The sequence below is a fragment of the Ramlibacter sp. MAHUQ-53 genome (assembly GCF_052600055.1).
This window is the reverse complement of sequence record NZ_JBQWTS010000008.1, coordinates 234,403-248,783: the sequence shown is the minus strand read 5'-3', so window position 1 is coordinate 248,783 and position 14,381 is coordinate 234,403. Positions and strand designations below refer to the sequence as shown.

13 protein-coding genes are annotated in these 14,381 nt (G+C 70.6%); 10 read left to right on the top strand and 3 right to left on the bottom strand.

Annotated features, from left to right (window positions below; genetic code table 11):
• Positions 1 to 501 precede the first annotated feature (501 nt).
• From ACT80S_RS13975 to ACT80S_RS13940, 8 genes are all read left to right on the top strand, one after another.
• Positions 502 to 2,739 (top strand): TonB-dependent receptor, encoded by a 2,238-nt coding sequence (locus ACT80S_RS13975; RefSeq protein WP_377416778.1) that lies wholly within the window; start codon positions 502 to 504, stop codon positions 2,737 to 2,739.
• A gap of 71 nt (positions 2,740 to 2,810) precedes the next feature.
• Positions 2,811 to 4,712 (top strand): alpha-amylase family glycosyl hydrolase, encoded by a 1,902-nt coding sequence (locus ACT80S_RS13970; protein WP_377416776.1) that lies wholly within the window; start codon positions 2,811 to 2,813, stop codon positions 4,710 to 4,712.
• Positions 4,709 to 6,049, top strand: coding sequence for an MFS transporter (locus ACT80S_RS13965; RefSeq protein ID WP_377416774.1), 1,341 nt, complete (start codon positions 4,709 to 4,711; stop codon positions 6,047 to 6,049). The genes ACT80S_RS13970 and ACT80S_RS13965 overlap by 4 nt, the downstream gene beginning before the upstream one ends.
• A complete protein-coding gene (locus ACT80S_RS13960; RefSeq protein WP_377416772.1) occupies positions 6,042 to 7,040 on the top strand; it encodes a glucokinase in 999 nt (332 codons plus the stop codon). The genes ACT80S_RS13965 and ACT80S_RS13960 overlap by 8 nt, the downstream gene beginning before the upstream one ends.
• A gap of 179 nt (positions 7,041 to 7,219) precedes the next feature.
• Positions 7,220 to 7,993 carry a ferredoxin--NADP reductase gene (locus tag ACT80S_RS13955; protein WP_377416770.1) on the top strand — a complete coding sequence of 258 codons (774 nt, stop codon included), beginning with the start codon at positions 7,220 to 7,222 and terminating at the stop codon, positions 7,991 to 7,993.
• Positions 7,994 to 8,088: 95 nt separating this feature from the next.
• Positions 8,089 to 8,775 carry an aspartate/glutamate racemase family protein gene (locus ACT80S_RS13950; protein WP_377416768.1) on the top strand — a complete coding sequence of 229 codons (687 nt, stop codon included), beginning with the start codon at positions 8,089 to 8,091 and terminating at the stop codon, positions 8,773 to 8,775.
• Complete coding sequence (locus ACT80S_RS13945; protein ID WP_377416766.1) at positions 8,768 to 9,826, top strand: Ldh family oxidoreductase; 1,059 nt, start codon at positions 8,768 to 8,770, stop codon at positions 9,824 to 9,826. The genes ACT80S_RS13950 and ACT80S_RS13945 overlap by 8 nt, the downstream gene beginning before the upstream one ends.
• A gap of 68 nt (positions 9,827 to 9,894) precedes the next feature.
• Positions 9,895 to 10,890, top strand: a complete 996-nt coding sequence (locus ACT80S_RS13940; RefSeq protein WP_377416764.1) for a Bug family tripartite tricarboxylate transporter substrate binding protein — start codon at positions 9,895 to 9,897, stop codon at positions 10,888 to 10,890.
• A gap of 25 nt (positions 10,891 to 10,915) precedes the next feature.
• Here ACT80S_RS13940 and ACT80S_RS13935 read toward each other — a convergent pair whose 3' ends face one another.
• From ACT80S_RS13935 to ACT80S_RS13925, 3 genes are read right to left on the bottom strand one after another with little or no spacing between them, the layout of a single operon-like run.
• Complete coding sequence (locus tag ACT80S_RS13935) at positions 10,916 to 11,356, bottom strand: nuclear transport factor 2 family protein (protein WP_377416762.1); 441 nt, start codon at positions 11,354 to 11,356, stop codon at positions 10,916 to 10,918.
• A 4-nt stretch (positions 11,357 to 11,360) separates the two neighbouring features.
• Complete coding sequence (locus ACT80S_RS13930; RefSeq protein WP_377416786.1) at positions 11,361 to 12,086, bottom strand: alpha/beta fold hydrolase; 726 nt, start codon at positions 12,084 to 12,086, stop codon at positions 11,361 to 11,363.
• A gap of 13 nt (positions 12,087 to 12,099) precedes the next feature.
• A complete protein-coding gene (locus ACT80S_RS13925) occupies positions 12,100 to 13,272 on the bottom strand; it encodes an ABC transporter substrate-binding protein (protein ID WP_377416760.1) in 1,173 nt (390 codons plus the stop codon).
• A 131-nt stretch (positions 13,273 to 13,403) separates the two neighbouring features.
• On the opposite strand from ACT80S_RS13925, the gene ACT80S_RS13920 reads away from it, so the two are divergent.
• Positions 13,404 to 13,886 (top strand): acyl-CoA thioesterase, encoded by a 483-nt coding sequence (locus ACT80S_RS13920; RefSeq protein WP_377416758.1) that lies wholly within the window; start codon positions 13,404 to 13,406, stop codon positions 13,884 to 13,886.
• 216 nt (positions 13,887 to 14,102) lie between these two features.
• Positions 14,103 to 14,336, top strand: a complete 234-nt coding sequence (locus ACT80S_RS13915) for a hypothetical protein (protein WP_377416756.1) — start codon at positions 14,103 to 14,105, stop codon at positions 14,334 to 14,336.
• Positions 14,337 to 14,381 lie beyond the last annotated feature (45 nt).

Below are 14,381 nucleotides of genomic sequence, written 5' to 3'. Positions count from 1 at the left end.
TGAGCTTCTTGACGAAGGCTCGGGCCAGGCCGGAGTTGATCGCCCAGAACAGCAGGGCATGCAGCACCACCACCGCGGCGAAGCCGACCAGGTGCTTGCTGGGTTTGCGTTGGCTGCTGGCGTAGTCCATCGTCGTCATGTGCAGGTTTTGAAAACGATTGCAATGCTACTTTTTGCGCCCACACCTGCGGATCAGGTGAAACCCTGCCCTGCGATTCCACATTGAAAAAGTGCGTTCAGCGACTTGTTGCTGCCCTTTCACACTAGGGAAAGTCCTAATGAGAAGCGCTAGAGCGAGCCAACTTTCGAGGTTTTCCCCTCTGGAGAGAGACCCCCGCAGGGCGGGATTCAACCCGTCGATCCGTTGCGGCGCACCCGATTTCGGGCTGCAAACACTTTGCAAACGTTTGCAGACACAACAGAATCGCACCTGCATGCACGACGGCAGGGCAGCCCCTGCATGAGACGACATGTTTTTCGAAACCTAGAGAGGAGACTTCCTTGAAGACCCAACGTTTCCATATCCGCCCGAGCCAGGTCGCCCTGGCCGCGACGCTGGCGGCCCTGCAGATCGGCGCTGCCAACGCCCAGACCCTGAACCTCGACGAAGTCGTGGTGACCGCTTCGCCGGCCGCCCGCTCGAAGATGCGCTCGAGCGACTCCGTCAGCTCGGTCGGCGAGGAAGCGATCGTCCGCGGCGGCGCGACGAACGCCGCTGAAATCCTGCGCTCCGTGCCCGGCGTGCGCGCCGAGTCCTCCGGCGGCGAGGGCAATGCCAACGTGACCGTGCGCGGCGCGCCCGTGTCCGCCGGCGGCAGCCGCTATGTCCAGTTCCAGGAAGACGGCCTGCCGGTCCTGCTGTTCGGCGACATCGCCTTCGGCACCGCCGACCAGTTCCTGCGCGCCGACTACACCACCGACCGCGTGGAAGTGGTGCGTGGCGGCAGCGCCTCCACCATGGTCTCCAACTCCCCCGGCGGCGTGGTGAACTTCGTGAGCAAGTCCGGCAAGGACGCCAGCAACTCCGTCGGCGTGACCGTCGGCCTGGGCTCGCGCCTGAACCGCTATGACTTCAACCTGGGCACCCAGGTCGCCAAGGACACCTACGTCAACATCGGCGGCTTCGTGCGCCAGGGCGAGGGCGGCGCGCGCGGCAACGGCCAGACCGTCGAGGACGGCGGCCAGGTCAAGGCCAGCCTGACCAAGGAACTGGGCGGCGGCTCCTACGTGCGCCTGAACTTCAAGCACCTGGACGACAAGACCCCGTCGTTCATGCCCGTGCCGACCAAGCTGGTGAACGGCCAGATCCAGACCGTCGCCGGCATCGACCCGCGCAAGGCCTTCTTCATCAACCCGACCCTGACCCGCGACGTCACCATCGACGCCTCCGGCAACCGCGTCGCGTCCAACCCGGCCAACGGCCTGCACGTGACCAGCACCGCCATCGGCGCCGAAGCCAAGTTCAACCTGGACGGCGGCTGGGTCCTGGAGGAGAAGTTCCGCAAGAGCTCGAACTCGGGCCGCTTCATCGCGCTGTTCCCGGCCGACAACGGCAACAACGGCACGGCCGCGAACTTCACCGGCACGATGTTCAACACGTCGCTGGACAACATGGACAACATGTTCAACGACGTGAAGCTGTCCAAGTCCTTCGACCTCAGCGGCGGCAAGGCCCTGTTCACCGGCGGCGTGTTCTCCGGCACCCAGAACGTGGCCCAGACCTGGTTCTGGAACCAGTACAGCATCAACTACGCCTCCGGCGCCTACTCCGCGACCCCGACCTCCACCGGCTGGGCCACCTGGGGCGGCTGCTGCTCGCGCACCTATGACGTCCGCTACAGCGTGACCGCGCCCTACGCCGCGGTGAGCTGGGACAAGGGTCCCCTGAGCATCGACGCCAGCATCCGCCAGAACAGCATGAAGGCCTCGGGCCAGACGTTCAACGGCACCTCGGTGACCAACGCCACCGACCTGTCGGCCGGCAGCTGGAACCCGGCCTCCGCCGACACGGTGAACTACAAGATCTCGAAGAACGCCACCTCGATCGGCGCCAACTACGCGATCACCCGTGACACCGCCGTCTACGCCCGCGTGAGCGATGGCTACAACTTCTCGGCCGACCGCCTGCTGTATGGCACCAAGGGCGCCCTCAACGGCACCAAGCCCACCTCGTTCAACCGCCTGCAGCAGCAGGAAGTGGGCGTGAAGCACCGCCAGGGCAACCTGAGCCTGTTCGGCACGCTGTTCTTCGCCAAGACCGACGAGAGCAACTTCGAGGCGACCACCCAGAAGTTCACGACCAACAGCTACAAGGCCCAGGGCCTGGAGCTGGAAGCCGGCTACCGCATGGGCGCCTTCCGCATCAACGGCGGCGTGACCCTGACCGATGCCGAGATCACCAAGTCGCTGAGCCCCTCCGAAGTGGGCAAGACCCCGCGCCGCCAGGCCAAGACCGTGTACTCGATCGCTCCGTCCTACACCCTGGGCGACGTCCAGGTCGGCGCCATGCTGATCGGCTCGGGCAAGTCCTACGGCGACGACGCCAACACGATCACCATGAACTCCTACGTGATCACCAACCTGTTCGCCAGCTACCAGGTCGCGAAGAACCTGACCGCCTCGGTCAGCGTGAACAATGCGTTCAACAAGCTGGCCTACACCGAAGTCGAGGGTGACGGCCACGCCGCCCGCGCCTTCAACGGCCGCTCCGGCAAGGTCAGCCTGAAGTACGACTTCTAAGCACGCCTTGTCCTGTCCCGGGGCCGGTCCGCGCAAGCGGGCCGGCCCTGCTTCCCGAACGGAATCCCCACTTGAACCCGATTCCCGAACTGGGCGCCCCCATGGCCCCGAACGTCCACGATGAACGCCAGCCGGTGCTGCAGGCACGGCTGTCCGCACGGCGCGCGCTGCTGCGCGAGCGCCTGGCACGCCTGTATGGCACCCACCCGCGCTTCGACGCCTGGTTCGAAGCCCTGGTCCAGAACACCCTGGCCGCCGCGATGCGCCGGCCCGCCGCCCTGTGGCGGCTCGACCTCGCCCGCGAGCAGGACCCCGACTGGTTCCGCCGCGGCGGCGTCGGCTATTGCGCCTATGCCGACAAGTTCGGCGGCTCGCTGCGCGGCGTCGCGCAGCGCATTCCCCACCTGCAGGCCCTGGGCGTGTCCTACCTGCACCTGCTGCCCTTCCTGCGTCCCGGCACGCCCCCCAACGACGGCGGCTTCGCCGTGGCGAGCTTCGACGACGTCGACCCCGCCCTGGGCACCTGGAGCGACCTGGCCGGCCTGACCACGCAGCTGCGCGAGGCCGGCATCAGCCTGTGCAGCGACATGGTGCTCAATCACGTCTCGCACGACCACGCCTGGGCGCGCGGCGCGCTGGCCGGCGACGAGCGCCTGGCCGGCTTCTTCCACTGGCTGCCCACCGCCGACGACGTGGCGCGCTGGGAGCGCCACCTGCCGCAGGTCTTCCCCGACACCGCCCCCGGCAACTTCACCCGCATCGAGGCCCGCGGCGCCTGGGTGCGCACCACCTTCTACCCCTACCAGTGGGACCTGAACTGGGCCAACCCCGAGGTCTTCACCGAGATCGCGATGGCCCTGCTGGGCCTGGCCAACCAGGGCGTCGAGGCCTTCCGCCTCGACTCCACCGGCTACCTCTGGAAGCGCGAGGGCACCGACGGCCTGAACCAGCCCGAGGTGCACGACATCCTGCAGGCACTGCGCGCGCTGGCCGACATCGCCGCGCCCGGCGTGCTGATGAAGGCCGAGGCCATCATGCCCACGCGCGACCTGCCGCCCTACTTCGGCCTGGGCGAGCGCCCCGCGCCCGAGTGCCACGTGGCCTACCACTCCAGCCTGATGGCCGCGGCCTGGGCCGGCCTGGCGCAGGAAAGCGCGCAGGTGCCCGGCGCGGTGCTGGCCGGCACGCCGCCGCTGCCGGCGGGCGCCGGCTGGATGACGTACGTGCGTTGCCACGACGACATCGGCTGGAACGTGCTGCGCCCCGAGCTGGCCGACGCCGGCCTGTCCGGCGACGCCGTGCTGCTGCAGGTCTCCGAGTTCTACGCCGGCCGCACGCCGGGCAGCTACGCCCGCGGCGCCTCGTTCCAGACCAGCCCCACCCGCCCGGTGCACGGCACCAACGGCATGCTCTCGGCACTCGCGGGCCTGGAGTGCGCCGCCACGCCCGCCGAGGCGCAGGCCGCGGTCGACCGCATGCTGCTGCTGCAGTCGCTGTCCTATTTCGCCGGCGACCTGCCGCTGCTGTACATGGGCGACGAGTTCGCGCAGGCCAACGTGGCCGACGACGAGGTGGCCCGCCGCCTGGCCGCCGGCAACGACGGCCGCGAGCTGCACCGCCCCGGCTTCGACGAGGCCGCCCTGCGCGCCGCGCAGGACCCGGCCACGCCCGGCGGCCGCGTGCTGGCCTCGCTGCGCCGCATGGCCACGCTGCGTCGCGAGCAGCCCGCGCTGGCGGCGCGCCCGCTGCAGCGGCTGGACGCCGGCGACGGCGCCGTGCTGGCCCTGCGCCGCGGCGACCAGGCGGTGGCCCTGTTCAACTTCTCGCGTACGCCCCGCGCCATCGACCTCGCCGCGCTGACCGGCCATGCCGGGGGCTGGCACGAGCTGCTGTCCGGCCAGGCCGCCCTGCCGGCCCGGACGGTGCTGCAGCCCCATGGCAGCCTCTGGCTGCTGAAGAAGGAGACCCCGTGAGCTTCGCCAAGCCCCACCTGTCGTTCTGGCAGATCCTGAACATGAACCTGGGGTTCTTCGGGATCCAGTACAGCTTCGGCCTGCAGCAGGCCAACATGAGCCCGATCTACCAGTTCCTCGGCGCCGACGAGTCCAAGCTGCCGCTGCTGTGGCTGGCCGGGCCCGTCACCGGCCTGCTGGTGCAACCCATCATCGGTGCCATGAGCGACCGCACCACCAGCCGGTGGGGCCGGCGCACGCCCTACTTCCTGATCGGCGCCCTGATCTGCAGCCTGTGCCTGCTGGTCATGCCGTTCAGCCCGGCGCTGTGGTTCGCGGCCAGCCTGCTGTGGATCCTGGACGCGGCGAACAACGTGACCATGGAGCCGTACCGCGCCTACATCAGCGACCGTCTCGATGCGAAGCAGCACTCGCTGGGCTTCCTCACGCAGAGCGCCTTCACCGGGCTGGCGCAGACCCTGGCCTACCTCACGCCGACCCTGCTGGTGCTGGCCGGGTTCAACAAGGACGCCGTCAACAGCAGCAACATCCCCCACATCACGGTGATCGCGTTCATGATTGGCGCGGTGTGCTCCATCACCACCGTGTACTGGTCGATCCGCCGGGTGCCCGAGCTGCCCATGCCGCCCGAGGAGCGCGCCGCGCTCGAGGCGCGGCCGCGCGGCATCGGCGCGACGCTGGCGGAGATCCGCGACGCCATCCGCGACATGCCCGCCACCATGCGCCAGCTGTGGTGGATGAAGCTGTTCCAGTGGTACGCGATGATGGCCTACTGGATCTACGTGGTCCCCAGCCTCGCGCGCTCGGTGTTCGGCGGCCTGGAGCCCACGCAGGCGGTGCGCGACGCCGGGCTGCTCAATGGCCAGATCGGCGGCTTCTACAACTTCGTGGCCTTCCTGGTGGCCTTCCCCATGGTGGCCTTCACCCGCCGCCTGGGCGCGGCCAAGGTGCATGCGGCCTGCCTGGTGCTGGCCGGCATCGGCATGTGGTCGCTGCCCGCGATCCAGGACAAGTGGCTGCTGTTCATCCCGATGCTGGGCGTGGGCCTGGCCTGGGCCAGCATCATGGGCAACCCCTACGTGCTGCTCGCCGGCAGCATCCCGCCCGACCGGGTGGGGGTGTACATGGGCATCTTCAACATGTTCATCGTGCTGCCCATGATCATCCAGATGGTCACCCTGCCCCTGATCTACGACAGCCTCCTGGGCGGCGACCCGCGCAACGTGCTGCGCCTGTCGGGCGTGTTCCTGGTGATCGCCGCCGGCCTGGCGCTGCGCGTGCGCAGCGCGCAGCCCGCGGCGCAACCCGCCGCGCTGGCGGCGGCCCGCGATGTTTGAGTCCCGCGCGCCGGGCACGGCCGCCGCGGCGGCGGCCGGCCCGCGCCTGCTCGGCGACGTCGGCGGCACCAACGCCCGCTTCGGCTGGCAGGCCGACGCCTCGGCGCCGATCACCCGGGTGCAGGTCCTGCCCTGCGCCGAACATGCCTCGCTGCTGGCGGCGATCCGCACCTACCTGGCGGACCAGGGCCTGCCCGCGCCGGCGAGCGTGGCCATCGGCATCGCCAACCCGGTCACCGGCGACCGGGTGCACATGACCAACCACCACTGGGCCTTCTCCATCGGCGAGCTGCGCGAGGCGCTGGGCGCCGCGCGGATGCTGGTGGTCAACGACTTCACCGCCCTGGCCCTGGCCCTGCCGCGGCTGCAGCCGGCGCAGAAGCGCCAGGTCGGCCCCGGCGAGGCGGTGGCGGGCGCGGCCATCGGCCTGATCGGCCCGGGCACCGGCCTGGGCGTCTCGGGCCTGCTGCCCGCCGGCGCGCACTACCTGCCGATCGCCGGCGAGGGCGGCCATGTCACCCTGCCCGCGGGCAATGCCCGCGAGTTCGCCGTCATCGAGTGCCTGCGCCGGCGCTACGGCCATGTCTCGGCCGAGCGCGTGCTCTCGGGCGCCGGCCTGGTGGACCTGTACCACGCCCTCAGCGAGGTCGATGGCCTGCAGGGCCGCGAGATCACCGCGCCCGCCGAGGTGCTGGCCCGGGCCGCGGAGCACCCGCAGTCGCGCGCCGCCGAGGCGCAGGACCTGTTCTGCGGCTTCCTCGGCGCGGTCGCCGGCGACCTGGCGCTCACGCTGGGCGCGCGCGGCGGCGTCTACATCGGCGGCGGCATCGTGCCGCGCCTGGGCGAGCGCTTCGACGCCTCGCCGTTCCGCGCCCGCTTCGAGGCCAAGGGCCGCTTCGCCGTCTACCTGGCCCAGGTCCCGACCTGGGTGATCCACAGCCCGGTCTCCCCGGCCCTCGACGGGGCGGCGCAGGCCCTGTCCATGGACTGAGCCCACGCCCCGTGGGCCTTTGCCGGGCCGGGGGCCGCGCCCGGTAGAATCGCAGATTCCGCCTTGACCCCGGTCAAGGTGACCGGAACCGTCCCCGGGCGGCATGCCGCCCGGCTGCTACGCTGTCCAGGTTCCCCCCTTGCCACCGCGGGCCCAGCCCGCCACCCGCCTTCCCGACCATGAGCGCTTTCAACGAGGAACGCGTGCTGTCCGTCCACCACTGGACCGACCGCCTGTTCACCTTCACGACCACCCGCGACGCCTCCCTGCGTTTCAGCAACGGCCACTTCACCATGATCGGCCTGCGCGTGAACGACAAGCCGCTGCTGCGCGCCTACAGCATCGTCAGCGCCAACTACGAGGACCACCTGGAGTTCCTCTCCATCAAGGTGCCCGACGGCCCGCTGACCTCCCGCCTGCAGCACATCAAGGTGGGCGACACCGTGATCGTCGGCCGCAAGCCCACCGGCACGCTGCTGATCGACTACCTGCTGCCCGGCAAGCGCCTGTACATGATGTCCACCGGCACCGGCCTGGCGCCCTTCATGAGCATCATCCGCGACCCGGAAACCTACGAGAAGTTCGAGGAAGTCATCCTGGTCCACGGCGTGCGCGAGGTCGACGAGCTGGCCTACCACGACCTGATCACCGACCACCTGCCCCAGCACGAGTTCCTGGGCGAGATGGTGGCCAAGCAGCTGCGTTACTACCCCACGGTCACGCGTGAGCCCTACAAGAACATGGGCCGCATCACCGACCTGATCCAGAGCGGCAAGCTGTTCGAGGACCTGGGCGTGCCCAAGCTCGACCCGGCCACCGACCGCGTGATGATCTGCGGCAGCCCCGCCATGCTGAAGGACCTGAAGGCCCTGCTCGAGGCCCGCGACTTCGGCGAGGGCAACACCACGCGCCCCGGCGACTTCGTCATCGAACGCGCCTTCGCGGAGCAATAAGCCCCGCGCCCCCGGCAGGCTGCAACGGCCTGCCGGGATTTCCCCAGTCCCGGGTGCGACGCCCGGGGCCTGCGGCGCAGCTACGATGCTGCGCCATGACCTTTCCCTCCCCCCGCGTCGCCCTGATCCACGCCACCGCGCTGGCCGTGGAGCCGATCCAGGCGGCGTTCGAGCGCCACTGGCCGCAGGCCGTGCGCATGAACCTCCTCGACGACAGCCTGTCGGTGGACCTCGCACGCGACGGCGCCCTCACCCCGGCGATGGTCGAGCGCTTCCTCACCCTGGCCCGCTACGCCGCCGGCACCGGCTGCAGCGGCGTGCTGTTCACCTGTTCGGCCTTCGGCCCCGCCATCGAGGCGGCGGGCGCGGCCACCGGCCTGCCCACGCTCAAGCCCAACGAGGCGATGTTCGAGCAGGCCCTGGGCCTGGCGCCCGCGGGCCGGCCGCTGAAGGCCGGCCTGGTGGCCACCTTCCAGGCCTCCCTGCCCTCGATGTCCGCGGAGCTGGAGGCGATGGCCCGCGCCCGCGGCGTCGCGCTGGACCTGCGCACCGTTTTTGTCCCCGAGGCCATGCAGGACCTCGCCGCCGGCCGCCCCCAGGACCACCACCGCAAGGTCGCCGCCGGCGCCGCGCAGCTCGCGGGCTGCGACGTCGTCATGCTGGCCCAGTTCTCCATGGCCGCGGCGCGCGAGGCGTCGCAGGCCGACGTGGCCTGCCCGGTGCTCACCAGCCCGGACTGCGCCGCGCTCTCGCTCAAGCAAAGGATCGCTCCCCATGGCTGAAGGCCGCATCCCCGTCGCGCAGCTCGCGCGCTTCATCGCCCGGGTGCTGGAAACCCAGGGCCTGCCTGCCGCGGACGCCGCCACCGTCGGCCGCCTGATGGCGCAGGCCGAGGCCCAGGGCTCGGACGGCCATGGCGCCATCCGCCTCGCGCCCTATGTCAGGCGCATCCGCGCCGGCGGCTACAACCTCACGCCGGACATCCGCGTGACGCAGGAGCGCGTCGCGATGGCCCTGCTCGATGGCGACAACGGCTTCGGCCACCTGGTGATGGAGAAGGCCGCGCGCCTGGCCATCGAGAAGGCCCGCCACTGCGGCATCGCCTGGGTCGGCTCGCACCACTCCAACCATGCCGGCCCGGCCTCGCTCTACGCGCGCATGGCCCTGGAGCACGACATGGTGGCCCTGTACTTCGCGGTGGGCAACGCCAACCACCTGCCGCCCTGGGGCGGCCTGGACATGCTGCTGTCGACCAACCCGATCGCGGTGGCCGTGCCCGCCGGCGAGGAGGCGCCGATCGTGCTGGACATGGCCACCACCGTGGCCGCCTACGGCAAGGTCAAGGCCAAGGCCCAGCGCGGTGAGCAGATGCCGGTGGGCTGGATGATCGACCGCCAGGGCCAGCCCCTGACCGACCCCACCCGCTCGGAAGAGGGCTTCCTCATGCCTATCGGCGGCTACAAGGGCTACGGGCTGGCGCTGGTGGTCGGCCTGCTGGCGGGCACGCTCAATGGCGCCGCGATGGGCCGCCAGGTGATCGACTTCAACAAGGACTACCAGACCACCACCAACACCGGCCAGGCGATCGCCGTCATCGACCCGGCGGCCTTCGGCGACGTGGCGGCCTTCAAGGCCCGCGTCGACCAGGTGATTCGCGAGATGCGCGCCAGCGAGCGCATGCCGGGCGTGGACCGCATCTGGCTGCCCGGCGAGCAGAGCCACGCCAGGCGCCTGGAGAACGAGCAACTGGGCATCGCCCTGCCCGCGGCGCTGCGCGCGCAGCTCGACGCGCTGGCCGCCGAGGTCGGCGCGCCGTCGCTGGCGCAGGCCTGAGGCGCCGTGAGCGGATCCGTCCGCGACTTCCCAGCCGCATCCAAGAAAAACCACGAAGGAGACCTTCCATGCAACCCCTGAGCCCCCTGCGGCGGCTGGCCCTCGCGGCCGCCGCCACCTTCCCCCTGCTGCTCGTCGCGCCCGCGCAGGCGCAGACCGCGCCCTGGCCGAGCAAGCCGGTGAAGATCATCATCCCGCTGGCCGCGGGCAGCGCGGTGGACAACGCCGCGCGCATCGTCACGCAGAAGATGGGGCAGGACCTGGGCCAGTCCTTCGTCATCGAGAACCAGCCCGGCGCGGCTGGCCTGATCGGCGCCGGCAACGTCGCCAAGGCCGCGCCCGACGGCTACACCCTGGGCGGCTTCAACGACAGCATCATGACCATGGTGCCGAACATGCAGGCCCGCATGCCCTGGGACATCCTCAAGGACTTCGAGCCGGTCTCGCTGGTGGCCACGGTGGAATGGGGCCTGGTGGTGCCGGCCGACTCGCCGGTGCGCAGCGCCGCGGACCTGATCGCCGCCGCGAAGCGCGCGCCGGGGCAGGTGAACTACGGCTCCGGTGGCAACGGCAGCCCGCAGCACATCGCGATGGCGCTGTTCGCCGCGCAGGCCGGCGGGCTGCAGATGCAGCACGTGCCGTACAAGGGCGCGACCCAGGCCGCAACCGGCACCGCGGCCAAGGAGGTGCAGGCCGGCTTCCAGGGCATCGCCACGGTGACCTCGCTGGTCGCCGCCGGCAAGCTGCGGCTGGTGGCCGTGAGCACGCCGCGCCGCCTGCCGCAGTTCCCCGACGTGCCCACGGTGGCCGAGTCCGGCCTGCCGGGCTTCGAGTTCAACTCCTGGTTCACGCTGATGGCGCCGGCGGGCACGCCCAAGGCCATCGTCGACACGCTGGCCGCCTCGGTGAGGAAGGCGCTGGCCGACCCCGAGGTGCGCAGCAAGCTGGCGGCCCAGGGCCTCACGCCGCGCGGCACCTCGCCCGAGGAACTGGGCACGGCCACGCGCGCGCAGCTGGCGCGCTACGGCGAGCTGATTCGCAGGAACAACATCACGGCGGACTGAGGCCCGCCGGCGCGCAGCAGGCGCCTCAGGCGCCCGGCGCGTACATCGTGAACCAGGCGCGGCGGCGGCGGATCTTCCAGCCCTCGGCGGTCTTCACGAATTCGTCCTCGATCTCGCCGGCCTGCTGCAGCGGGTCGGCCTTGCGGCCCTTGGGCGTGAGTTCCTCGCTGCGGCGCGAGGACCACAGGATCACCGTGCAGCGCGAACGCGCGGCGGTGTCCGAGTCGGCCGTGACCACGTGGTTGCACACGATGTGCTGGGTCAGGCGCTCGGGGTCCTTGGCGGCGTAGGAGGCCAGGATCGCGGCGGGTCCCACCAGCGGCTGGCCGCCGGGGCGCACCAGCTCGCCCTCGGGGGCGAACAGGGCCGCGAGGGCCGGGTAGTCCTGGTCGTCCACCGCGCGCGCGGCGGCCAGGACGATGTGTCGGCAGGCGCTCTCGGCCTGCAGGCGTTCAAGTTCGGTCATGGCATCAGGCCGGCTGCGCCAGCCAGCGGTTGATCACGGCGGCCGTCTCGGCGGGCCGCTCCATCGGCGCCATGTGGCCGGCGTCCTCCACGAACGCCAGCACCGCGCCCGGCGCCAGCCGGTGCATCGCCTCGTGCTGCGCCACCGGCGCCCAGGCATCCTGGCGCCCGCACGCGATCAGCGTGGGCACCCCCAGCGCCTGCAGCGACTGCAGCACCGCCGAGCCGTCCGGCCGCGCCAGCAGCGCCCGGATCTGCGCCGCGAACTGGTCCGCCGTCTTGCGCTCGCACATGCCCAGGATCGCCTCCATCAAGGCCTCGTCCTGCAGCCGGTCCGGGTGCACCATCCCCTGAGCCCACTCGGCGGCCATCGCGCGCATGCCCTGCGCCCGCGCCTTCTCCAGCAGCGCCTGGCGCTTGGCCTTCTCCGCCTCGCCCGCCGCGCCCGCGGCCAGCGGCGCGTAGCCGGTATCCAGCAGCGCCAGCCGCTCCACCCGCTGCGGCGCCAGCCGCATCACCTCCAGCGCCACGCGCGCGCCCATCGAGTGCCCCGCCAGCGCGAAGCGCGCCGGCGCAGCCTCCAGCAGGCGCTGCGCCATCACCGTCAGGTGGTCGGCGTCGCCGTGGTCCACCACCTGGCAGGCCACGCCCGCCGGCAGGTGCGGGTACAGCGGCTCCCACACCGCCTCATCGCACATGAGGCCGGGAACGAGGACGAGGTCTCGGGACAGGGTCATCGACGGCTTACTTCGACTTGCCCGGGTCCTTGACGTCGGTCAGCGTCTGGATCTCCACGTTCCACAGCTGCCCGTCCTTCTTCTCGACCCGGCGGATGTACACGTTCTGCACGATGTCGCGCGTCTGCGCGTCGATGAACACCGGACCGCGCGGGCTCTCGAACACCTGGCCCTTCATCGCGTTGAGCAGCGCCTCGCCACCGGCGCCATTGGTCTTCTTGGCCGCCTCCAGGATCACCCGCATGCCGTCATAGCCGCCCACCGCCATGAAGTTCGGGCGCAGCCCGTTGTTGGCCTTCTGGAACGCCTCCACGAACTTCTTGTTCATCGGCGAGTTGTGCGCCGCCGAGTAGTGGTGCGAGCTGACCACCCCCAGCGCCACGTCACCCATCGAGTTGAGGATGTCGTCGTCCGTCACCGAGCCCTCGGCGATCAGCCGGATGCCCGCCTTGTCCAGCCCGCGCTCGGTGAACTGCTTCATCAGCGCCGAGCCTGCCCCCGAGGGCACGAACGCGAACAGCGCGTCCGGCTTGGCATCTCGCACCTTCTGCAGGAACGGCGCGAAGTCCGGGTTGCGCAGCGGCACCCGCAGCGCCTCCACCACCTCCCCGCCATTGAGCTTGAAGCGCTCGGTGAAGAACTTCTCCGAGTCCACCCCCGGGCCGTAGTCGGTCACCAGGCTCACCACCCGCTTGATGTTGTTCTTGGTCGCCCACTCGGCCAGCGAGGTCACCACCTGCGCCGCGGTGAAGCTAGAACGCACGATCCACGGGCTGGCCTCGGTGATGCTGGAGGTCGCCGCCGCCATCACCACCATCGGCGTCTTCGACTGCGTGGCCAGCGGCGCCGTGGTGAAGGCCAGGGGCGTCAGGCCGAAGCCCGCGATGACCTGCACCTTGTCGCTCACGATCAGCTCCTGCGCCAGCCGCTTGGTCACGTCCGGCGTGCCGGTGTCGTCCTTGAGGATCACCTCCACCTTCTTGCCCGCGACCTTGTCGCCGTTCTGCGCCAGGTACAGCTTCACCGCGGCGTCGATCTGCTTGCCCGTCGAGGCGAAGGGGCCCGACATCGGCAGGATCAGGCCGATCTTGAAGGTGCCGGCCGACTGCGCGGCGGCGTGGCCGCAGGCCACCGCCAGCGAGGCAGCGGCAACGGCATGGAGGAAGTGGCGTTTTTGCATGAGGGTCTCCTGTGGAAAGCGGCGGCGCGCGGCGGCCGCAGGGCAGGCCGGGATCTTAGCCATCAAACGAACCGCGATCCCTCCGGCACGGCAATGCCGCACTAGGGAAAACGAGCAGGTACGATCGGGCCATGGACCTGCCCTCGCACCAGCTCTCGATGACCGTCCTCATGACGCCGGACACCGCCAATTTCTCCGGCAAGGTGCATGGCGGCACGATCCTCAAGCTCCTCGACCAGGTGGCCTACGCGTGCGCCAGCCGCTATGCCGGCCGCTACGTGGTGACCCTGAGCGTCGACCAGGTGATGTTCCGCCAGCCGATCCAGGTCGGCGAGCTGGTCACCTTCCTGGCCTCGATCAACCACACCGGCACCTCGTCGATGGAGGTCGGCGTGAAGGTGATCGCCGAGGACATCCGCACCCAGGTGGTGCGCCACGTGAACAGCTGCTTCTTCACCATGATCGCGGTGAACGACGACGGCCGCCCCACGCCGGTGCCGGCGCTGGTGCCGCAGTCCGAGGACCAGAAGCGCCGCCACGCCGCGGCCGAAGCGCGCCGCGCGATGCGCCGCGAACTCGAGGCGAAGTTCGCGCAGATCAAGGGCGCGGCCTGACCCCTTCGACCGCGGCGCGCGCGGACCGTGGGCGCGCTGTCATCGAAGCTTCATGCGGGCCCGCCCGCGGCCTCCGGACCGTTGGGCCGTTGTCCTACAGACTTCGAACCCGAGCGGACTAACCTCTCTCCATCCCCCGGACACCTGCCTCGCGCCACACGATGGCGCTGGCCCGGGACTTGCAAAACGAGAGAGACAGGTCAGAGAGGTACCCCCATGTCGTCGGCTGAATACCGCATCGAAAGCAACCGCCCCTTGTCCGGCAGGCTCCTGCCCCAGGTCGGGGGACGCCAGCTCCTGGTGGGAAACCGGGGCCTGGCCGTGGCGCTCGCGGCAAAGAACTTCCGGGCCGAGTCGGGGCAGGAGATCCGCGTGGTGCACGTGCCCACCGGGGAGATCGTCTACCGCAAGCGCGAGGGCCGGCCCGAGGCCGCTGCCGACGAGGCCTGACCCGCACCGCGCCGGCGCGGCGCACGGAATGCCCGTGCGGCGATC